Genomic DNA, 21190 nt, shown 5'->3' with positions numbered 1-21190 from the left:
GCCGCAGGGCGAAAAGGGATTAGAAATCGACGTTCACACCCAACTGGAAGGTGCGGCCTGGCATCACCGCCAGGTTGATGTCGTTGCGTTCCTGGGCGTTGCTGCTGGTCAGCGTGCGGCTGCTGGTGTAATCCCAGTATTTGCGATCGGTAATGTTGTAGATACCGCCGCTCAGCTTGACGTTTTTCGTCGCCTGCCAGTAAGCCGTTGCATCCACCATGCCGTAACCCGGCACGCGCATATATTCCGTGGTGGAATCAGTGATCGCCGTGCCGGTGTTGGTGTAGCTTTCGCGGTTGGTCGCCGTGGCCTGCTTGCCTTTCACGAAGGTGGCGGTCAGCGCTGCGCCGTAGCCGCGCGCTTTGTCATCCCACGCCAGGCCAACAATCGCTTTCAATGGCGCGACGCTATCAAGATCGATGTACTTGTCACCGGCGTAGCTGGACTTGGATTTACCTTCGTTATAGCCCAGCGCAAAGGTGCTGCTCAGGCCATCGACCTGCGGGAACCAGGTGCCGTAATTCACTTTTGTGGATATCTCAGCACCATAAATGTAGGCCTTATCGCGGTTTTCAGCCTGATAGCTGGTGTAGATGTTGCTCGGGACGTTGACGAACATCTCCGGATTGGTGGCGCGGCGATAGCGGGTGTAGGCGATGAAGTTTTTGTACTGGTTATAGAACACCGAGGTGTTGACCGTTACGCCTTCTGTCGCCTGGCCTTTCAGGCCCCACTCAAAGTTGTTGCTGGTTTCGGTTTTCAGATCGGTGTTACCAATCAGCGCATACTGCGCGCTCCCCGCATAGCTGGAACCCAGGTTCCATGAGCCATACAGCTGGCTGGTGGTGGGGAACTGCACGCCGCGTTTGTATTGCAGATAGGTGGTCAGCGCTGGCGTTAAATCGTACTGGAAGGTCAGCGATGGCAGCACCTGCGTATCGGAGTTAGTTTTGCCATACAGCGCATCAACCTGCTCTTCGGTCAGCACCGTGCTGCCGGTGGTGAGATCGCCGAGATTTTTTGGCTTGGTGCTTTGATACATTACGCGCACGCCGGGAATGACCGCGAAGTTGTGGCTATCAAGATCGAAATTGATCTTATCTTGCAGGTATCCTGCCACCGCGAAAGTGCGGCTGTCAGACTGCGGTTGGGTGATGGCGCTAAAGGCGCTCGGCGCTGGTTCCTGGCGGAACGGACGCTCGCTGTTGTCCAGGCGCGCATTGACACCGGCACTCAACTCGTGGCGGCCCAGCGTTTTGGTGCCGCGCGTGTCGAAGCCATAGCTATCGACGTTGAAATCGGAATAGACAAAGCCGTACTGGCTGGCGCTGGTCGGCAGATAGGTATTGTCGTGCGCCTGAGTTTGCTGCCAGTAAAGGCGCGTGGTCAGCGTATCGATAAAGTCGTTGTACGGCGTCCACTCATCCGCCAGATTGATGCCCCAACGGCGCGTATCGCTCTGCTGCTGCGCGGTGCCCCAAACGGTGTTGCCGCTGGTGTCCCAGGTATCGTAATGACTGTGGTTGGTTTTGTGGTAGTAATCAAAGGTGGCGCTCAGCTTGTGCTGATCGTTCGGCTGCCAGATCCCGGACGTCATAAAGGCGTCAGAGTGCCAGTTGGCCGGATAAGCTTGTTTCACGTCGCTGTTGTTGCGGGTTTCCTGGCCGTCGCGACGGCTGTAAACAAATAGGCCGCGCAGCTCGTCATCGCCAGCAGCGGCGGTGATGCCGTTGTGCCAGCTGCGATTCGATGAGTCGTAATCGCTCTGGTAACCGAAGTAACTATTTTTGTCGCTGCTAAGGTAATCGTCAGCGGTTTTATTGTGGAACGAGACGTTACCGCCAATCGAGGTATTCGGCTGATCCACCGCCGTGGCGCCCTTCTCAATTTCAACGCTGCCGAACAGGTAGGGATCGATGTAATCACGGCCAATACCAAAGGTGTTGTTGCCGGTGCGGCTGACGTAAGGGCGGCCGGTGGCATCCGGAATCGGAATGCCGTCGATATCCATGCCGACGCGGTTACTCTCCAGACCACGAATGTTGTAACCGGTGTAACCCGCGCGGTCGAAACCGCTTTTGCCGGCAGAGGATCCGCCGCTGGATCCGGTGGCGCTGATCAGCGGCTCATAACGCATGATCGAACCGAAATCGTTCGCACCGCGTTTTTGCAGCTCTTGTGCTGTGATGGTGGTTTTATTGCCGGCCTGCGGTTTTGGCGCGGTGACGGTGAGAACCGGTTCATTGCTGGTGCTATCGCTGGCGGCAAAGCTGCAAGCGGCATGAATAGCTGAAGATAAGATGGCAACTTTGAAAAGACGTTGCTGGGCTGTTCCCTGAAAGAGTGAAGACATGCGCGAAATACCTGGTTAATTGTTAGTATTCGCTCACTTGCTTGCTGCCGGAAAGTACGGACCTTGGTTAAAAGACCGTAAAAATTATGGACTTATTTTTTGTAATAAATGATTTCGAAAGGAATGTAATGCAAGTGGTAATCATTATCAACTAGCAGTAAGCTAAGATGTATCTTGGACCGCACATTTTGTTAACTTCATTATCTAAATGAGACACGTTATGTCACAGAAACCAGCGATTACCATTCATTACTGCACACAATGTAACTGGATGCTGCGTTCCGCCTGGATGGCGCAGGAGTTGCTGCATACCTTTGCCGAGGATTTAAGCGCGGTAACGCTACAGCCGGGAACCGGCGGCGTGTTTGAGATTACCATTGATGGTCAGGTGATTTGGGAGCGTAAGCAGGAAGGCGGATTCCCGGATGCGGCAGCGCTGAAGCAGCGCGTGCGCGACGTCTGCTGGCCGGATCGCGCGTTGGGGCATGTGGATAAGAAGAAGAGTTGATTTGGGGTTCGTGCGTTATCGGAATAAACGGATGTACACGCACCTAAGGTCGTCATTCATGGCGACCTGCTAACTTTTAGCGATCTTTTCCGCCGCTTCCTGCAGCGCGCTGATCACGATCTCCAGCGCCTCATCCGAAATCTCTTCCTGCGCCAGACGATGATTCAAGGTGTGTTTGATCAGATGAATCGCCTGTTCAACCTGCGGAATGCTGCGGTTATTCACCAGAATCGCCAGCGAGGTTAAGCGCTCGATAATCGCATTCACGTTGTCACGATTCTCCGCCAGCAGCGCCTCGCCGCCTTCATTCAGCGCATAGGCTTTACGCGATGCCTGGGCATCGACCACGCGAATCGCATCCATCTCTTCGAGCAACGTAAGGTTGGGATAGATAATGCCGGGGCTGGGTGAATATTCCCCTTTGGAGAGCTCTTCAACCGATTTAATCAGCTCATACCCGTGCGCAGAGCTGATGGCGAGAAAGTGCAGCATTAACAAGCGGATATCGCTGGCATCCAGCATCCGCTCCCGACGCTTCTTGCGTGCGCCTGCACAGACGGTGCGCTGTGCGTGATCGGACTGCCATGGAAAATCCCGCTGCTGTTTCATTGCCTTCCTGAGCGCTAATTAAGGGAGGTTGATAGTAGTCTGCCACCTGGCAAAATTCAACACAGGCGGCAGCGCGCGCGGCGTTGGCGTTATTTTTGATGCCAATAAGCTACGGCGCGCACGAAATCGGTATGTGCACCGCGTCCCTGGGTGAAGTAATCGCTCAGCAGTTTCACCGCTTCGCCCTCGCCCGTCAGCCAGATGAAGTATTCAGTGGCAGGCAGCGCAATCCTATCCAGCTGCGCCTTAATCGGTGCCAGGTTATCGGCCTGCATGGTGCCGCTGCCCAACCAACTCACCTGCACATTCGGCAGATCACCGAGATAATCACGGCCGGTGGCTTCATCGGCATAGGCCAGCAGATGAATTTCCTGCGCCTGAATTTCGCTGTAACGACGTTTAAAGGCGGGCAGACCGGTCTCATCACAGACGTAAATCTGGCAGGCGTAATCCGCCGGGATCACCAACGAACCGCGCGGGCCGCCCATCGCGATTCGATCGCCCACTTTGGCTTGGTTTGCCCAGCTGCTGGCAACGCCGCCATCGTGGATGTAGAAATCGATGGTCAGAGAATCGACGCCGTTAAATTCCAGCGGCGTGTAATCACGCGCGGCAGGACGCACGCCATTCGGCCAAACGATGCCTTCATCGGTGATCTGCGGCAGCGCCAGCTCTGCACCGGCATGTTCCGGGAAGAACACTTTGATGTGATCGTCAAACGATGGCGAGTTGAAGCCGGCCAGATCGCTGCCGTTGAAAACAATGCGCCAGAATTCACCGGCAACTAGCGTTTTGCTGACCACGCTGATGTGGCGGAAACGCAGTTCATTGCGCACACGACGTGGCGCGCGTTTGGAAGGGTGAGTTTGCAAGTAGTGTCTCCCTAAAAGATAGTGAAAGTCATTCTCATCTGATGGGGAGAGGATAGTTATGATATATCTTCGACGCAATGCCGAAAAATGCTATTGGAAGATTGGCATGTCAAAACAGCGCGATAAATCGCGCCGCTACGATGAAGAGCAGTGAGGGATAAGGTGCAAATGACAAGCAGGAAGTGGAGCGGCGCAATTTATTACGCAATACATAAATGCGTTTGACTGCCGAGACCCCGCTTAGATTGCAGCGGTCACGGATTTTAAAAGCGGATTACGCCTGGCGATTGCCGCAGGTCACGAAACTGCCATCATCCTGGCTATGTTTCGGCAGCACATTGTCGCCCAGAATTTCATGCTGCGCACAATGCGGTTGATGCGGATGCAGTCCGCCCGGCGGTGAAAAAGGCTCAGCCATTTGTGCACTTGCCAGCGAAGAAAACGCTACAAGCGCTGTCATGAGGAACAACGGTAGAAGTCGCATAATTTTTTTGTCTGTTCACTATAGCGGCCCGGAATGGACCAGAAATGCAGGTGATTATCCAGCCTGATGTGTGGCGGCTGGTGATTTACGCGGCCAATCAGGTTTCAATGAAGAATTTTACGCTCATTACACCAGTGAGTTTATAAAATCGTGCGGTTTGTCACGGTTTACCGCACGAATTATGCATTACTTATCCGTCACCGGAATATAGAAGGTGCCTTGTAGCAGATCGGTCGTGCTGTATTTCAAATCCAGCTTAAGCAAATCTTTACCCGCACGGCGTGCCACGCCCAGCGCTGGCAAGTGGTTGTAGTAAATCTCCGCGGTGAACGCGTTGATCTCTTCCGGCGCGCCGTGCCAGTCAATCTCCGCACACAAACCCCTCTCGCCGGTCCAGTTCTGCACGTTACGCGGCAGCACATCGGCGTATTGACTCTCCAGCGCCTGGAACAGGCTGATGTGTTGCTGGTCGGCAGAATGCACGCCCGGACTGAAATGAAAGCCCAGCCAGCCGCGGTTCACATGCTGACCGGCAAAAGCGATGAAATCGCGCGTATGCTGCGCCACCACATGATTTTGATGATCGATGTATTCCCCGAAACGGCATTCCCACTCAATCACTTCGCCACACAGCTGAATCTCCGGCTTCTGCGCCAGACGCGCATTGACCCACTCACGCTGCGTGGAGATGCGGCTGTGGAAATCCTTCATCAGCATTTCCGGAATGCGACGATAAGCACCCGGCGTCATCGAGAAGTGACTTTTAAACACACGGGTAAAATTCTGCTGATTATCAAAACCAAAGCGCACCGCAATATCGATCAGCGGCATGCTGGTCAGACGCAGCGCCATCGCCGCCATGGTCAGACGACGTTTGCGCGTGTAGGACGCCAGCGTTTGTCCGGTCATCTCTTTGAACATGCGCTGCATGTGCCATTTGGAGTAACCGGATTTCAGGGTAATCAGATCGATGTTGAGCTCGTCGGTCAGGTTCGCTTCTATCCAGTCCACCAGATCGTTGATGTACTGTTTTTTTACATTCAGGCTGAGCATGATTTTGATAGTCGAATGAGGTGGTTAACGTCATGAATTTGCGTTATTCGTCACATAAATATAACAAAAACGTATTACCAACGTAAGGAAGAGTAAAGGTAGCGCAACGGGAAAAGCATTAATTGCTTAGGTTACTAACGTTTTTATCGCGCACGAAAAGAAAAAAGGTCGTCACGAATGACGACCTTGCGGTGATATCAACTGCTTGAAGCGGTGCGCGGGCTCAGTGCGAACGCATGCCCGCTGCCGTCATCATCATACGAAACAGTGATGCCACCACACCGAGTGCCAGCACGCTTGCGCCGTAAATGACTACCAGCCACATCACCTGCTTCCACCACGGAATCTTCGTTTCAGAGTGAGTTTTCATGTTGCTGACCTCGGTTTTCATATCAATGGTATCCTTCGTCGGCTTTGATTTTTCCGCGGAACACGTAGTAACTCCAGAAGGTGTAACCCAGAATTACCGGAATAATCAGCAGGCCGCCCACCAGCATAAACGCCTGGCTGCTCGCCGGAGACGCCGCCTGCCAGATGGTGATTGACGGTGGAATGATGTTCGGCCAGATGCTGATACCGAGGCCCGAGAAGCCAAGGAAAATCAGCGCCAATGTCAGGATGAACGGCGAGTAATGCGCTTCACGTTTGATGGCGCGCACAATCCCCCACGAACACAGCACCACCAGTACCGGAACCGGCAGGAACCAGAACAGGTTCGGACGCGAGAACCAGCGCTGCGCGATATCCGCGTGCGTCAGCGGCGTCCAGATACTGATAATGCCCACCACCAGCAGCAACGTCAGCGTCAGCGGCGTCGCCAGCGCAGACATCTTACGGTGCAGATCGTGTTCGGTTTTCATGATCAGCCAGGTACAACCCAGCAGTGCATAGGCGATGACCAGACCGACGCCGCAGAACAGCGGGAACGGCGCTAACCAGCTCATCGCTGAACCCGCATATTCACGGCCCACCACCGGGAAACCATTCAGGATCGCGCCCACGGCCACGCCCTGACTGAAGGTGGCCAGCAGTGAACCGGCGATGAATGACTTATCCCAGAACGCACGGTGTTCTAGCGTGGCTTTAAAGCGGAACTCAAACGCGACGCCACGGAAGATCAGGCCAATCAGCATCGCCGTCAAAGGAATCGACAGCGCATCCAGCAACACAGAGTAGGCCAGCGGGAACGCGCCATACAGCGCCGCGCCGCCCAGCACCAGCCAGGTTTCGTTGCCATCCCAAACCGGGGCAACGGTGTTAACCATCATGTCGCGTTCGATAGGATCTTTGTTGAACGGCAGCAGCAAGCCAATGCCGAGATCGAAGCCATCCATCACGATGTACATCAAGGTGCCAAAGACGATGATGGCAAACCAGATAATTGAAAAGTCGATCATCTTAGTGCTCCCCACTCTTTTCGCTATGGGTTTTGGCCGCCGACAACGGACGCGCTGGCGTGTGATGCTGACCCGGACCACCGTGATCAACCTCTTTACCTTCGCCGGTCACCGGACCCTCTTTGATCAAACGCATCATGTAGAGGTAACCGACACCAAACACGGACGAGTAGACCAGAATGAACGCCAGCAGGCTGATGCTCATGTGGACATCGCCATGCGCCGAGACCGCATCAATGGTGCGCTGCACGCCATATACCACCCAAGGCTGACGCCCAATCTCGGTAGTAAACCAACCGGCCAGAATAGCGATCAAACCGGATGGTCCCATCAGCAGCGTGAACCACAAGAACGGACGCGAGTGATACAAACGGCCTTTGAAACGCAGCCACAAAGAAACCACGCCGAGTGTAATCATCAGCAGGCCCAGCGCCACCATTACGCGGAATGACCAGAAGATGATGGTGGAGTTCGGACGGTCCTCTTTCGGGAAGCTCTTCAGCGCAGGAATCTGCTTCTCCAGGCTGTGCGTCAGAATCAGGCTGCCGAGGTACGGAATTTCCAGCGCGTATTTGGTGCGCTCCTGCTCCATATCCGGCACACCGAACAGAATCAGCGGCGAGGCTTCACCCGGCTTGTTTTCCCAGTGTCCTTCAATTGCCGCGATTTTCGCTGGCTGATGCTCAAGGGTGTTCAGGCCATGCGCATCACCGATCATCGCCTGAATCGGCGCAACGATCAGCGCCATCCACAGCGCCATCGAGAACATTTTACGAATCGCTGGATTGTCGTTACCGCGCAGCAAATGCCATGCGCCCGACGCGCCAACAAAGAAGGCGCTGGCCAGGAAGGCACCGACCGACATGTGGAACAAGCGATAAGGGAACGATGGGTTGAAGATGATTTTCAGCCAATCTTCCGGCACCACGATGCCGTTCTGGATGATGTAGCCCTGCGGCGTATGCATCCAGCTGTTCGACGCCAGAATCCAGAAGGTGGAGAAGATGGTGCCGAGCGCGACCATGCAGGTTGCAAAGAAGTGCAAGCCTGGACCGACGCGGTTCCAGCCAAACAGCATCACGCCAAGGAAGCCCGCTTCAAGGAAGAAAGCGGTTAACACTTCATAGGTGAGCAGCGGACCGGTGATACTGCCAGCAAACTGTGAGAAACCACTCCAGTTAGTACCAAACTGGTACGCCATCACCAATCCGGATACCACGCCCATGCCGAAGTTAACGGCAAACGCTTTCGACCAGAAATGGTAGAGATCGCGATAGGTCTCGTTACGGGTTTTCAGCCACATCCCTTCAAGCACCGCCAGGAAACTGGCGAGACCGATGGTGATGGCTGGAAAGATAATATGGAAGGAAACAGTAAATGCGAACTGAATCCTGGCCAGATGAAAGGCGTCTAATCCAAACATTGCTTACCTCATTGCCACAAATTACACCGAATTTTTACTTATAATTAACAAGCAGAGCGCAGCGGTAATTTCGCTGTGCTTAAAGAAATGTCGCGCCAATGTAAAAGGAAGTGGTGCGAGCGAAAAGATACAGGGGAAGTCGGTAAAACTATAACAGTGTTTTTTGATTTCGATCATTGTTTTCAGCAGAAACTAATACTTTAAAAATCACGACGTTAAGGTTAATCACCCTCATTCATTGTGACAATATTGTTATTGTTTCCCGCCTATTCCCGCTGTGCTTATCAGGTAAGCACTTCATTTATTTATTTTTTAGTGCGAAGAAAAATGGCGTTATTTACGGTAAATACGTTGAGCATGTAAATATTTCCGGACAGCGCAGGATGATCAGAATTGTTAATTAAAAGCTAATATTTTTAGAACAAAAAGATATATTTATGCTGTTTATTAAACAGGTGATGTAAACGCAGTGACATTAACCTGCTGCGGCATGGTATTTGCCAGCGGCGACAAGCTGTGCTTTTTTAGAGCAGTAATCAACCAGTTAAACAGCTAAGGAGAGGTTATGGCCCGTCTCACTGCACAGGATTTCCCTCAGGAACTGCTCGAGCTTTACGATTACTACGCCCACGGCAAAATCAGCAAACGCGAATTTATCTCGATGGCGGCGAAATTCACCATCGCCAGCATGACGGGCGCCACGCTGCTCAGCGCCATGAGCCCCAACTATGCGCTGGCGCAGCAGGTGGAATTTACCGATCCGGCGATTAAACCGGAGTACATTCACTATCCGTCACCGCAAGGTCACGGCGAGGTGCGCGGCTATCTGGTGCGTCCGGCCAATGCATCCGGTAAAGTGCCTGCGGTGGTGGTGGTGCACGAGAATCGTGGCCTCAATCCCTATATCGAAGATGTGGCGCGACGGGTAGCGAAAGCCGGTTATATTGCGCTGGCGCCAGATGGTTTGAGCTCGCTGGGCGGTTATCCGGGCAACGATGACGAAGGCAAAGTGATGCAGGCCAAAGTCGATCCCGCTAAGTTGATGAATGACTTCTTCGCCGCGATTGATTTCCTGATGCATCACGAAGAGGGCACCGGCAAAGTGGGTATCACCGGCTTCTGCTACGGCGGCGGCGTAGCCAATGCGGCGGCCGTCGCGTTCCCTGATTTGGCCTGCGCGGTACCGTTCTACGGCCGTCAGCCTAAAGCGGAAGATGTGCCGCGCATCAAAGCGCCGCTGTTGCTGCACTACGCCGCGCTGGATAAAGGCATCAACGAAGGTTGGCCAGCCTATGAAGAGGCGTTGAAAGCCAATCACAAAATCTATGAAGGCTATGTATATCCCGGTGTGAATCATGGATTCCACAATGATTCGACGCCGCGTTATGACAAAGCCGCCGCCGAATTAGCGTGGAGCCGCACGCTGGGTTGGTTTGAGAAGTATTTACGCGCTTGAGGGTGCGGCGGTCGCCATAAATGGCGGCCCTTCTCAATGCGCCTTCAAAATCCGATGCACATTGCTCTCCAGCCAATCCGCCAGTCCGGTCACCTGCCCTTCTACTTCGCGGCCTAACGACGTCAAACGATACTCAACGTGCGGTGGCACCACGTCATAGGCAATGCGTTCAACAAAACCATCCTCTTCCATATAGCGCAGCGTCTGCGCCAGCATACGTTCGCTGACGCCGCCAATCTTGCGGCGCAGCTCGCTAAAACGCAGGGTTTCTTCGCGCAGCGCCAGCAAAATCAGTACGCTCCAGCGGCTGGTAATGCGCTTCAACACGTCGCGTGACGGGCAATTCACGTTAAGCAACTCACCGCGCGTAAATTTTTCACTCAACTTTTCAGACATTTAACTCAGCTTCTCCAAACTAACCAATCTGTAAGTACTTACTAAAAGTTAGTTTATCGCTTAGGCTGTTTTCATACCAGTTCAACAGGAGAACAACATGATTGCGATTACAGGTGCCACAGGCCAACTGGGCCGTCTGGTGATTAATGCGTTATTAAAAAAAGTGCCGGCTAGCGAAATCATTGCGGCGGTGCGTTCGCCCGAGAAAGCGGCCGATCTGCAGGCGCTGGGCGTAACGCTGCGAGCGGCGGATTACAGCCAACCGGAAACGCTGCAAAGCGCCTTTGTCGGTGTCGATAAACTGCTGCTGATCTCTTCCAGTGAAGTCGGCCAGCGTGAAGTGCAGCACAAGGCGGTGATCGATGCGGCAAAAGCCGCTGGCGTTGGCTTTATCGCCTACACCAGCTTACTGCATGCCGATACCTCGCCGTTGGGTTTAGGCGTTGAGCATCGTGCGACTGAAGCCCAGCTGAAAGCCTCGGGCATTCCTTTCGCGCTGCTGCGTAACGGCTGGTACACCGAAAACTACGCGGCGAGTATTGCGCCCGCGCTGGCGCATCATGCCTTTATTGGTGCGGTCGGCGAAGGTCGCATCGCTTCCGCGGCGCGCGCTGACTATGCGGCGGCAGCGGCCGAAGTGATCAGCCGTGACGATCAGGCGGGCAAGGTGTATGAACTGGCTGGCGACGACAGCTACACGCTGGCGCAGTTCAGCGCCGAGATTGCTAAACAGTCTGGCGAGCAAGTGGATTACATCAATCTGCCACAAGCCGAATTTGCCGCCGCGCTGAAAGGTGCCGGTTTGCCAGAGGGCTTGTCAGAGATGCTGGCAGATTCAGATGCCGGTGCCGAAAAAGGCGGTTTGTTTGACGATAGCCATACGCTAAGCAAACTGATTGGCCGCCCCACCACACCGTATGCGGACGTGATAAAGGCGGCGTTGCAGAAGTAAAGTGCGGCCTGATGCCCTCACCCCGGCCCTCTCCCACCGGGAGAGGGCGACGCTGCCACATGTTAGCTCGATCGGTTCCCTCTCCCGGTGGGAGAGTGAGACGCTGCCACATGTTAACTCGATCGGTTCCCTCTCCCGCCTGCGGGAGAGGGTTAGGGTGAGGGAAATACAGCTCTATTTCCGCTGCGTTTGCCATAAATTGATCAAGCCATTCCACGCTTTTTTGCGCAAATTTTAGCGATTTTCTTAAATACAGATATTTCTGTGCAGCTATTTAAACATCCATCCTAAAAGCCGCTTTCATTTCCTGAAATATAGTCCGTTGTAATCACTGAAAATTCATAAAAACACCGGATCCATCGACATGATTTATTACGTTCATAGATAAATCGCATTGTTGTTTCGCCCGTTCAGAGCTCTATAATTTGTTCTTTACGCATTCAAGAATTTACCAGGAGGCTGCTATTAATACTAACCAACAGCAATATAACGCTTTCGAGGATCGACGCGCTGATGCTGAACTGGAGTATCAATATAATCCTCACGAGTTCGTTCGCGAAGGTATGCAGGATTCGGAGCCGGAACCCGAGCTGATTGAAGGTTTGCCCGCGCCGGATGCGCTGACGCCTGCCGATCGCTACATGGAACTGTTTGAGCAGGTACAGACATCGCACATATTTGCTGACAGTAAAACGTTTCCGGACTGCGCACCAAAATTCGATCCGCTGGATATTTTAATCCGTTTTCGTCGCCGTAAACGCGCAGCGGGTTTTGATCTGGAAGCATTCGTGCACGAACATTTTTATTCACCTCAGGTGAATGAGAGCTTTTATGTTTCCAATCCAGATAAAACCTTAACCGAACATATTGACGATCTGTGGCCGGTGTTAACCAAAATGCCACAGCAACATTTAGCGCACTCATCGCTGCTGCCGTTGCCGAAACCTTACGTGGTGCCCGGCGGCCGATTTGGAGAAACCTATTACTGGGACTCCTACTTCAGCATGCTCGGTCTCGCCGATGCAGGCCGTGACGATCTGCTGCGTCATATGGCGGATAACTTCGCCTGGCTGATTGATAACTACGGTCACGTGCCGAATGGCAACCGTACTTACTACCTCAGCCGTTCGCAGCCGCCGGTGTTTGCGCTGATGGTGGAACTTTTTGAAGAGGATGGCATTCGCGGTGCGAAACGCTATCTCGATCAGCTGATGAAAGAGTACCAGTTCTGGATGGACGGCGCGGGTGAGCTGATGCCGCATCAGGCCTATCGCCACGTGGTGCGCATGCCAGATGGTTCGCTACTCAACCGTTACTGGGACGATCGCGACACGCCGCGCGATGAGTCGTGGCTGGAAGATATTGAAACCGCGAAGAAATCAGGTCGTCCGGCCAACGAGGTTTATCGCGATCTGCGTGCCGGTGCCGCATCGGGTTGGGATTACTCTTCACGCTGGCTGCGCGATCCGCAGCGTCTGGCGAGTATCCGCACCACGCAATTTATTCCGATCGATCTCAACGCGTTCCTCTACAAGCTGGAGCTGATGATTTCGACGCTGTCGCACGCTAAAGGTGAAGAGCTCACGGCGCTGGCGTGGCAAAAAAAAGCCGATGCGCGTAAGCAGGCGATTCATCGCTATCTATGGGATAACACCGCCGGGGTGTACCGCGATTACGACTGGCGTCGCGAACGCTTTGGCGCCTTCACCGCTGCTGCGGTGGTGCCGCTGTTCCTCGGCCTCGCCTCGCCCGAGCAGGCGCACCTGCAGGCCGTTGCGCTGCGTCATCTGTTACTGACGCAAGGCGGCTTGTTAACCTCAATGGTGGAGAGCGGCGAACAATGGGATAAACCCAATGCCTGGGCGCCGTTGCAGTGGATGGCGGTGGTCGGTTTGAATCACTACGGTGAAGAGACGCTGGCGACAGAAATTGCCGTTAACTGGCTGAATACGGTAAATAATTTCTATTCACTGCATCATAAGCTGGTGGAGAAGTATGACATCAGCGGCGATCGCGCCCGTCCGGGTGGCGGCGGCGAATATCCGCTGCAGGACGGCTTCGGCTGGACTAATGGCGTCACCCGCAGATTGATGACTATGTATGGGCATTTGCTGGCGGATTGAGATTGGTGCGACTTGATGCCCTCACCCTGACCCTCTCCCACAGGGAGAGGGAAACGCTGCCATATGTAAGCTCGATCAGTCCCCTCTCCCGCCTGCGGGAGAGGGTTAGGGCGAGGGTAAAAGCTACCCCGCCAACCCAAAACCCTGCTTACCATTCTTCTTAATCTGATACATCGCCTCATCGGCCCGCGTCAGCGCTTCATCGAAGCTGTCGCGTTCCTGCACCTGCGCAATGCCAATTGACGCACCAATCTGCGCATGTCCATTATCAATATCAAACGGCGTCAGCGCGGCATCCAGCACCGCCTGCATCATAATGCGCACTTTCGGATAGTCGATCAGGAACGGCATCAGCAGCACAAACTCGTCGCCGCCGAGTCGGCCAATCACCACGTTTGGCGGCACCACGTCGATGATGCGCTGGCTCAGTTGAATCAACACCTCATCACCACTGCGATGTCCCAAGGTATCGTTGACGTGTTTGAAGTTATCAAGATCGATAAACGCCACGCACAGTGGGCCCAGCGCTTTCATCCTGCTGAACTGCGTATTTAGCGCATGGCGATTAGTCAGTCCGGTTAGCGGATCGTGATGCGCCAGCGATGAGAGCTGCGCTTCGTACTGCTTCTCTTTGGTCATATCGATATGCGTGCCGGTGACTTTGAGCGGATTGCCCGCTGCGTCCCATTCTGTAACGCGTCCGCGATCCAGCACCCATTTAATGTTGTCGTTTTTGCCCAGCATGCGGTGCAGCGCTTCGTAATAAGGCGCGCGCCCTTCAATGTGATCGTAAAAAGCTTTGAGCACTTCGTCGGCGTCATCCGGATGCAGGCGTTCGCGCCACACATCGAACTGCGCTTTGGTCTCTTTCGGCTGAAAACCCAGCATCGCACCCCAGCGACGATTAAAAATCACCAGCTTGCCGCTGGGAATATCCAGCTGCCACAAACATAAACCGGTTCCATCCAGCGCTGCACTCAGCTTATTACGCGCGTCATGCGCTATACGCTTTAACCGCGCATTATGCTTTTTCAGGTTCTGAATCTGCTGACGCAGCGCTTCTTCTGACATGGTTGGCTGAAGGAGAGGAAATAAGCGCTATTTTGCCTGCCGGGAAGTTTCTGTAAATAAAACAAATGAAAAGCCGATTAGCAGCGGCAAATTGGAGAAACTTCAGGAGTTACGTCGAAAGTTTCCTGTCAAAACAGCTGACTTAACTTACTGAAGTACCAGCCTGTAGTAAGCCCCGCCTACATACGTAAGAAATTTCTTAAAAAGCATTTAATAACCGTTGAGCTTCGTGCCGCTGTGAAGGGTTACTGGCGCATTAAAGCGCAGCCAGAGGGCCGCACCGCCGCACGGCAGTGCCTAAAGCAGCAAAGAAAACTGAGAATCAATTCGTGGGCAAACGCATTTTTAGCATGATTTTTTTGTTGGGCTTTTGCCTGTCGGCCTGGAGCGCCACCACCTTAAAATTCACGCCGCGTTACGGTCTGGTTTCCCCTGAAGTGACGCTGAATGCAGAGGGACAGCAGTGGCTAAAACGTCATCCGGTGCTGCGCGTCGGCGTATGGAGCCATACGTTACCGCCCTATTCGGTTGAATTCGAAGAGGACACCTTTGAAGGACTGTCCGCCGATTATCTGGCCATCATCGCGAAAACGCTGAATCGCCCGGTCGAAGTTAAGCGCTATAACACCCGTCTCGATCTGGTTAACGCGCTCAATAACAAGCAAGTCGATTTAATTCCTTACTACCCGCAGGCTGCTAATCATGAAACCAAACTGGCGCTGAGTATTCCCTATTCGCTGGCGCAAAGCGTGTTGATTAGCCGCCGCCAGGCAAAATTTGATCGTCAGCTGAATGACAGCCGCTATCGCCTGATGTACTACGGTGACGACGAACTGAAAGCGCTGCTGCATAAACGCTATCCCGAAGCCACATTAGCGCCCGCCTCACCGCCGCTCTGGGCCTATACCGATACCGCTTTTAATGAGGACATGGTGTTCTGGAGTAACTCCGCCACGCAGCGCTATTTGTCGCAGCGCGGCTTGCAGAACATCATTGAAGGCCATAGCACGCCTTACATGAACGATGTGGATGCACGCTTTGCCGCCCGCGCGGACAATGCTGAGCTGATCGACGCCATTAATGAAATTCTTAAAAATATCCCGCTACGTAATGCCGTACAAATTGCCGAAGCCTGGGGGCTTGATTACCGGTCGGTGGTGAAGAATCATCCTTTGGACCTTAGCGAAGCCGAAGCAAAATGGCTGGCGGAGCACCGCGACATCACGGTGAATTACGACCCTACACATCTGCCTTTCACCTTTCTCGACAGCAAACAGCGTGTCGCCGGACTCAGCGTTGATTTGTTAAATCTCATCTCGCAACGCACCGGTATTCGTTTTCATTACAACCCAATGCGGGGCTTGAGCAATATGCGCGATGCGCTGGTTAATCAACGCGATTCCCTGATTGTGGTGAGTGACGGCGCGTCAAAGCAGAGCCCGCAGATTCAATACACGCGATCTTATGTCTATTCGCCTTGGGTGGTGATGACCCGCAGCGACAGTAACTGGCACAGTTTAGATGAGATGACAGGGAAACGCATCGGCATCTACGAGCGTTCTTATTATCGCTTTGATCTGCGTCGCCGCTGGCCAACCATCGATTTTAGTGAAAATGCGGTTTCGCTCGACTCCCTCGGGCAGCTGCAGGACAAAGAGGTTGACGGCTTTATCGTGCCCTACGAATCGGCGCAATATTTGCTGAATAACCACTTCAACGATCGCTTCAAAGTGGCGTTTGTCGCACCGTTGCCGATGTTTCGCATGGCGATGGCCACCAATTTGGCGGATGAGCATCTGAATTCAATCCTGAATAAAGCGCTGTCAGATATTCCGCAGCCAACCATGCAGTCACTGATGGAGCGCTGGATCAAGTACACGCCGCCCGCCACCAGCACGTCCTGGCAGAGCTATCGCAGTTACGTGCTGCGTATTGCTGCGGTGGCCGGCATTTGCCTGCTGTTTTTCCTGTGGCGCAACCATCTGCTGAAATCGTCGCTGGCGAGGCAGCGCCAGCACGAGCGCGAAATCAGCAACCAACTGCACACGATCGAAACCTTGTTAGAGGACGTGCGTAAAGCGAAGCGTGCGGCACTGCGCTCCAGCGAGGCGAAAAGTACTTTCCTTTCACATATGAGCCATGAAATCCGCACGCCGTTGGCGGCACTGATTGGCCTGTTGGAGATTGAACATTTAGGTCAGAGCGACGAAGCGCAGCGGCAAAAGAATATCGATTTGGCGTGGGAATCTTCTCGTTCACTGCTCTCGCTGGTCGGCGATATTCTCGACCTGGCGAAAATCGAATCCGGTCATTTCAGCATTCGCCACATGCCGATGTCACTGAGCGATGTGGTTTACGACACTGAAGCGCTATTCCGTCAGGTGGCGCTAAATAAAGGGCTGGCGCTCAATGTCATGCTGGATATCGATCAGGACAGCGTGCTGTTTGATCCCGTGGCGTTGAAGCAGATCCTGGCGAACCTGGTCAGCAATGCCATTAAGTTTACCGCGCGGGGTGAAGTTGAAGTGGCGCTTTACCAGGCAGATATCACTAAACCCGAATACGTACTGGAAGTCTGCGACAGTGGGGTTGGTCTCACACCAGAACAGCAAAAGGCGATTTTCGAGCCCTTTGTTCAGGTGGATCAGGGCACTAATCGCGTCAGTGGCACCGGACTGGGTCTCAATATCTGTCGCCGTCTGGCGGTGATGCTGGGAACCGAGCTGCATGTAGAGAGCGAGCCCGATGAGGGCAGCGTGTTTATGCTGCGCTTCATCGCCCAGCCCGCCACGCTGACTGAAGCAGAAGCTGAGCCAGTTGATGACGTTGTGCACGCATCCTTAAGAATGCTGGTTGTGGATGACAACGCCACCAATCGCCTGCTGCTGGCACAACAGTTGCGTTACGCCGGGCATCATGTGTTGGTGGCAGAAGACGGTGAAACGGCGCTGGCACTGTGGCGCGAACATGACGTTGATCGTGTGATCACCGATTGCAATATGCCAGGCATGGATGGCTTTGAATTTACCCGCCAGTTACGTATTGAGGAGAAGCTAATGAATCGCCGCGCAGTCCCGATTTATGGCCTGACGGCGATGGCAGAAGAGCGCGTTGCACAACTCGCGACGCAGGCTGGCATGGATGGTTGCCTGTTTAAACCGCTGGAGCGCACCCAGCTGCTGCGAGTGGTCACTGGCAGCGCTGCCAGCAGTGTGCGCAATGAAACCCTGCTTACCCTGGAAAACCTCGCAGCCAATGATCCGCAAGCCTGGCGCGATCTGGTCACCACCGCTCAGCAGCAAAATGCGCGCGATCTTGCACAACTGGAGCAAGCTGCCATGGCGGAGGACTTCCCAAGCGCACACCACGCTGCACATCAATTACTTGGCAGCGCCAAATTACTGCGCGCTGAAAGCTTACAACAGAGTTGCCTTGCCGCCGAGCAGGCAGCCGAACAACGAGAGAGTGCGTTCCTGCAGCAGCTGATTCCCGCAGTCGCTACAGCAGTGGCCGAACTGGAAGCGATCTTCCTCCACGCACTAAAAAATAATCCTGATAATGAGGTGAAACCATGAAACAAGATGCAATCTGGCAGGTTGCCGTATTAGACGATCATCCCCTGATCGGCAAAGCAATTCAGTATCGTCTGGCGCAGGAAGCGCTGCTGGAGCTGGCTGGCGCCTTTTCGCAACGCCAGCAGCTGATGGCATTTTTGCAGCGTCATTCAGTGGACGTGCTGGTGCTGGACTACATGCTTGGCGAAGACGAACTCGACGGCCTGCAGATGGTGAAACAGCTGCGCGCGCGTTATCCCGATTTGAAAATCCTGATCTCCTCGGCAGTAGAAAAACCGGCAATAGTGCAACTGCTGTTAAAAGCGGGTGTGCATGGCTTTGTGGGTAAAAGTGAAGATCAGGAAGTGCTGATTACCGCCCTGCATCAGGTATGCCGTAACAAGCGTTTTCTCACCGCTGATATGCTGCTGGAGATGGATAAGTTTCAGGAAAGCGATCGGGAAATGCATGACTATTTATTGCCGCGTCAAACTGGCGAAGATATCACGCTGCTGCTGCGCAATCTCAGCCCACGTGAGATTGAGGTGATACGTTGCTATCTGGATGGATTAAGCATTACGCAAATCGCTGGAAAATATGCGCGCAGCCGTAAAACCATCAGCGGGCAAAAACAGACTGCACTGCGTAAATTGGGTCTGCGATCTGATTTGGAATTATTTAAATACAAAGAGCATTTCGGTGAAATTGTGCTGCAGCACTGATGCATAAATTGTGTTCTGTGACGCGGATCAAGGCTTATTGGCCGCGCTGCGCTGTCATGATGTTTACTAGAATGGTAGTTTATCAGTTATCACAGACACGATAACGGTGGATGACATTATGCAACTGACAATGCGTTGGTTTGGTCCGAAAGAAGATAAAGTTTCGCTGGAATATATTCGTCAGGTGCCGGGCGTGCGCGGCGTCGTGGGCGCGCTGTATGACGTGGCGGTAGGTGAAACCTGGCCGAAAGAGAAAATTAACGCGCTGGTTAAGCAGGTGCATGCCGCCGGGCTGACCGTGGAAGTGATCGAAAGCGTCAACATTCACGACGACATCAAAATCGGTCTGCCAAGCCGCGATCGTTACATCGAAAATTATCAGCAGAGCATCCGTAACCTGGCCGAAGCGGGTGTGAAAGTGATTTGCTACAACTTCATGCCGGTGTTCGACTGGATGAAGACCGACATGAACTACGTGCTGCCAGACGGCTCGCTCACCATGGCGTTCGAGAAGAAAGGCATTGATAAGAGCCTCGACGAAGTGGTGCAGGAAGTGCTGGGCAACGCCAATGGTTTCGCCCTGCCGGGCTGGGAACCGGAGCGTCTGGCAAAAGTGCAGGATCTGTTTGCCCAATACAAAGATGTTGATGACGCTAAGCTGCGTGAAAACCTCGCTTACTTTCTGAAAGCGGTGATCCCGGTATGTGAAGAAGTGGGCGTGAAGATGGCGATCCACCCGGACGATCCACCGTATTCGATCTTCGGCCTGCCGCGCGTGGTGAAGAACCGCGACGATCTCGACTGGATCTGTAACGTGGTCGATTCCGAGGCTAACGGCATCACGCTGTGTACCGGATCGATTGCCGAAGATCCGAGTAATGATGTGTACGCCATTCTGGCGGAGTTCTCGCGCCGCAAACGTATTCCGTTCGCCCATGTGCGTAACATCAAGATTATCCAGGATAAAGATTTCTACGAGTGCGCGCACCCAACCGAATACGGTTCGCTGGATATGTATAAAGTGCTGCAATCAATGCATGACAACGGCTTCGATGGCTACATCCGTTCGGATCACGGCCGCTTTATCTGGGGCGAAACCGGCCGTCCGGGCTACGGTTTGTACGACCGCGCGCTAGGCACCACCTATCTGCTGGGATTGTGGGAAGCGCTGAGTAAGCGCTGAGTTGGGTGCGCTTTGTCCCTCACCCTAACCCTCTCCCGCAAGCGGGAGAGGAACTTTTTGCTCCCTCTCCCCGTGGGAGAGGGCCGGGGTGAGGGCATCAACGCGCAGCAGCCTTCACCGCACAACCTGACAAACTCGCCTTCCCCACTTGCCGTTAAATATATACAGTCAAACTGTACATATTCAGCGGGGAATCACCATGTCAGAACATAACAAAGCCGTTGTGCGTCGATTCAATCAGCAGGTGATTGCCGAAGGCGATCGCCAGGCTTTCGATCAACTCGTCGGCGAAAACTTCATTAACCGCTCAGCGCCAGCCGGCGCGCCCAGCGATCGCGAAAGTCTTTGGCACACCTTCGATCAGATCCTGCGCCCCGCTTTCTCCCATCTTGAGGTGCACATTGAAGATCAAATCGCCGAGCGCGATTGGGTCACCACGCGCAAAACAATAACCGGCGTTCACAGCGGATCGCTGATGGGCATCGCGCCCACCGGTTTACCTGTAACGATCGCGGTGATCGATATGGTGCGAATTGAAGAGGGAAAATACGCGGAGCATTGGGGCATGAACACGCTGGCGGCGGTGATGACGCAGTTAAAGCAGTTTGCGTAACGCAGCCAGCCCTTTTTGCAGATCGTCGCGATCCTGCTGGTCGAGTGTTTCATTGATGCGCGCCGCAAGCCAGTCGGCACGCTGTTGACGTGCGGCCGCCAACGCAGCGCGCGCCTGATCGCTCAGCACAATCACCTGCGCCCGCGCGTCCTGCGCGCTTTTTTGTCGCAGCACCAAATCTTGCGCCTCGAGTTCGTTAATCACTAATCGCATGCTTTGATGCTTCACGCCGCGCAGCCGCGCGAGATCGGCGATAGAAAGCGCGTCATGGCTGTCGAGCAGATCTAAGGTTTCATATTGCGAGGTGCGCACGGTCGCGGTGCTGACGCGGACGTTACGTACCAAATGACTGACCATCTTACGGAGCTCTTCCGCCAGCTGCTGGGTTTCATTTTCAGTGCTCAAAGGGGCGATTCCTGCG

General features: G+C 53.9%; 20 protein-coding genes. 9 read left to right on the top strand and 11 right to left on the bottom strand.

Annotated features, from left to right (window positions below; all coding sequences use genetic code 11):
• Positions 1–19: 19 nt before the first annotated feature.
• Positions 20–2353 carry a TonB-dependent receptor domain-containing protein gene (locus IB226_RS16175; protein WP_192236389.1) on the bottom strand — a complete coding sequence of 778 codons (2334 nt, stop codon included), beginning with the start codon at positions 2351–2353 and terminating at the stop codon, positions 20–22.
• 220 nt (positions 2354–2573) lie between these two features.
• Here IB226_RS16175 and IB226_RS16170 point away from each other — a divergent pair, with 220 nt between their 5' ends.
• On the top strand, positions 2574–2861 hold the full coding sequence (locus IB226_RS16170) for a SelT/SelW/SelH family protein (RefSeq protein WP_192236388.1): 288 nt from the start codon (positions 2574–2576) through the stop codon (positions 2859–2861).
• Positions 2862–2930: 69 nt separating this feature from the next.
• On the opposite strand, the gene IB226_RS16165 is transcribed toward IB226_RS16170, so the two are convergent.
• From IB226_RS16165 to IB226_RS16155, 3 genes are all read right to left on the bottom strand, one after another.
• Positions 2931–3470, bottom strand: coding sequence for a PadR family transcriptional regulator (locus tag IB226_RS16165; protein WP_137386436.1), 540 nt, complete (start codon positions 3468–3470; stop codon positions 2931–2933).
• 89 nt (positions 3471–3559) lie between these two features.
• On the bottom strand, positions 3560–4342 hold the full coding sequence (locus IB226_RS16160; protein ID WP_192236386.1) for a siderophore-interacting protein: 783 nt from the start codon (positions 4340–4342) through the stop codon (positions 3560–3562).
• A gap of 274 nt (positions 4343–4616) precedes the next feature.
• Positions 4617–4760 (bottom strand): hypothetical protein, encoded by a 144-nt coding sequence (locus IB226_RS16155; protein WP_167391184.1) that lies wholly within the window; start codon positions 4758–4760, stop codon positions 4617–4619.
• Between IB226_RS16155 and IB226_RS23440 the strand changes: the two genes are divergently transcribed.
• Positions 4761–4817 carry an SEC-C metal-binding domain-containing protein gene (locus IB226_RS23440; protein WP_137386906.1) on the top strand — a complete coding sequence of 19 codons (57 nt, stop codon included), beginning with the start codon at positions 4761–4763 and terminating at the stop codon, positions 4815–4817.
• Between the two features lie 195 nt (positions 4818–5012).
• On the opposite strand, the gene IB226_RS16145 is transcribed toward IB226_RS23440, so the two are convergent.
• From IB226_RS16145 to IB226_RS16130, 4 genes are all read right to left on the bottom strand, one after another.
• The gene (locus tag IB226_RS16145) at positions 5013–5879 is read right to left on the bottom strand and encodes a helix-turn-helix domain-containing protein (protein ID WP_192236384.1); all 867 of its coding nucleotides are present in this window, start codon (positions 5877–5879) and stop codon (positions 5013–5015) included.
• A gap of 223 nt (positions 5880–6102) precedes the next feature.
• Entirely contained in the window at positions 6103–6270 is a 168-nt protein-coding gene (locus IB226_RS16140; protein WP_101761885.1) for a DUF2474 domain-containing protein, read from the bottom strand.
• Position 6271: 1 nt separating this feature from the next.
• Positions 6272–7276 (bottom strand): cytochrome d ubiquinol oxidase subunit II, encoded by a 1005-nt coding sequence (gene cydB, locus IB226_RS16135; RefSeq protein WP_064738586.1) that lies wholly within the window; start codon positions 7274–7276, stop codon positions 6272–6274.
• Position 7277: 1 nt separating this feature from the next.
• Entirely contained in the window at positions 7278–8699 is a 1422-nt protein-coding gene (locus tag IB226_RS16130) for a cytochrome ubiquinol oxidase subunit I (RefSeq protein ID WP_192236382.1), read from the bottom strand.
• Positions 8700–9264: 565 nt separating this feature from the next.
• Here IB226_RS16130 and yghX point away from each other — a divergent pair.
• Entirely contained in the window at positions 9265–10155 is an 891-nt protein-coding gene (yghX, locus tag IB226_RS16125; protein WP_192236380.1) for a YghX family hydrolase, read from the top strand.
• Positions 10156–10188: 33 nt separating this feature from the next.
• On the opposite strand, the gene IB226_RS16120 is transcribed toward yghX, so the two are convergent.
• Positions 10189–10551: a helix-turn-helix domain-containing protein gene (locus IB226_RS16120; protein WP_101761882.1), complete on the bottom strand. Its 363-nt coding sequence runs from the start codon at positions 10549–10551 to the stop codon at positions 10189–10191.
• Positions 10552–10648: 97 nt separating this feature from the next.
• Between IB226_RS16120 and IB226_RS16115 the strand changes: the two genes are divergently transcribed.
• Together IB226_RS16115 and treF are read left to right on the top strand one after the other, a co-directional pair.
• Positions 10649–11503: an SDR family oxidoreductase gene (locus IB226_RS16115; RefSeq protein ID WP_192236378.1), complete on the top strand. Its 855-nt coding sequence runs from the start codon at positions 10649–10651 to the stop codon at positions 11501–11503.
• A gap of 464 nt (positions 11504–11967) precedes the next feature.
• Positions 11968–13626 carry an alpha,alpha-trehalase TreF gene (treF, locus tag IB226_RS16110; protein ID WP_192236543.1) on the top strand — a complete coding sequence of 553 codons (1659 nt, stop codon included), beginning with the start codon at positions 11968–11970 and terminating at the stop codon, positions 13624–13626.
• A gap of 123 nt (positions 13627–13749) precedes the next feature.
• Here treF and IB226_RS16105 read toward each other — a convergent pair whose 3' ends face one another.
• Complete coding sequence (locus IB226_RS16105) at positions 13750–14697, bottom strand: sensor domain-containing diguanylate cyclase (RefSeq protein WP_192236376.1); 948 nt, start codon at positions 14695–14697, stop codon at positions 13750–13752.
• Between the two features lie 350 nt (positions 14698–15047).
• Between IB226_RS16105 and IB226_RS16100 the strand changes: the two genes are divergently transcribed.
• From IB226_RS16100 to IB226_RS16085, 4 genes are all read left to right on the top strand, one after another.
• Positions 15048–18272: a transporter substrate-binding domain-containing protein gene (locus tag IB226_RS16100; RefSeq protein WP_225608333.1), complete on the top strand. Its 3225-nt coding sequence runs from the start codon at positions 15048–15050 to the stop codon at positions 18270–18272.
• Positions 18269–18973 (top strand): response regulator transcription factor, encoded by a 705-nt coding sequence (locus IB226_RS16095; RefSeq protein WP_192236372.1) that lies wholly within the window; start codon positions 18269–18271, stop codon positions 18971–18973. Before IB226_RS16100 ends, IB226_RS16095 begins: the two co-directional genes overlap by 4 nt.
• 118 nt (positions 18974–19091) lie before the next feature.
• Positions 19092–20156, top strand: a complete 1065-nt coding sequence (gene uxuA, locus IB226_RS16090) for a mannonate dehydratase (protein ID WP_192236370.1) — start codon at positions 19092–19094, stop codon at positions 20154–20156.
• Between the two features lie 199 nt (positions 20157–20355).
• On the top strand, positions 20356–20769 hold the full coding sequence (locus IB226_RS16085) for an ester cyclase (RefSeq protein ID WP_192236368.1): 414 nt from the start codon (positions 20356–20358) through the stop codon (positions 20767–20769).
• Here IB226_RS16085 and IB226_RS16080 read toward each other — a convergent pair.
• On the bottom strand, positions 20752–21174 hold the full coding sequence (locus IB226_RS16080) for a MarR family winged helix-turn-helix transcriptional regulator (protein WP_101761875.1): 423 nt from the start codon (positions 21172–21174) through the stop codon (positions 20752–20754). The two genes, IB226_RS16085 and IB226_RS16080, sit on opposite strands and share 18 nt — an antisense overlap.
• Positions 21175–21190 lie beyond the last annotated feature (16 nt).

The sequence above is a fragment of the Pantoea sp. PNT03 genome, from assembly GCF_014852515.1.
In the GTDB taxonomy this organism is placed as follows: Bacteria; Pseudomonadota; Gammaproteobacteria; order Enterobacterales; family Enterobacteriaceae; genus Pantoea; species Pantoea leporis.
The sequence above is the reverse complement of the archived record's forward strand: the minus strand, read 5'-3'. Positions and strand labels throughout refer to the sequence as shown.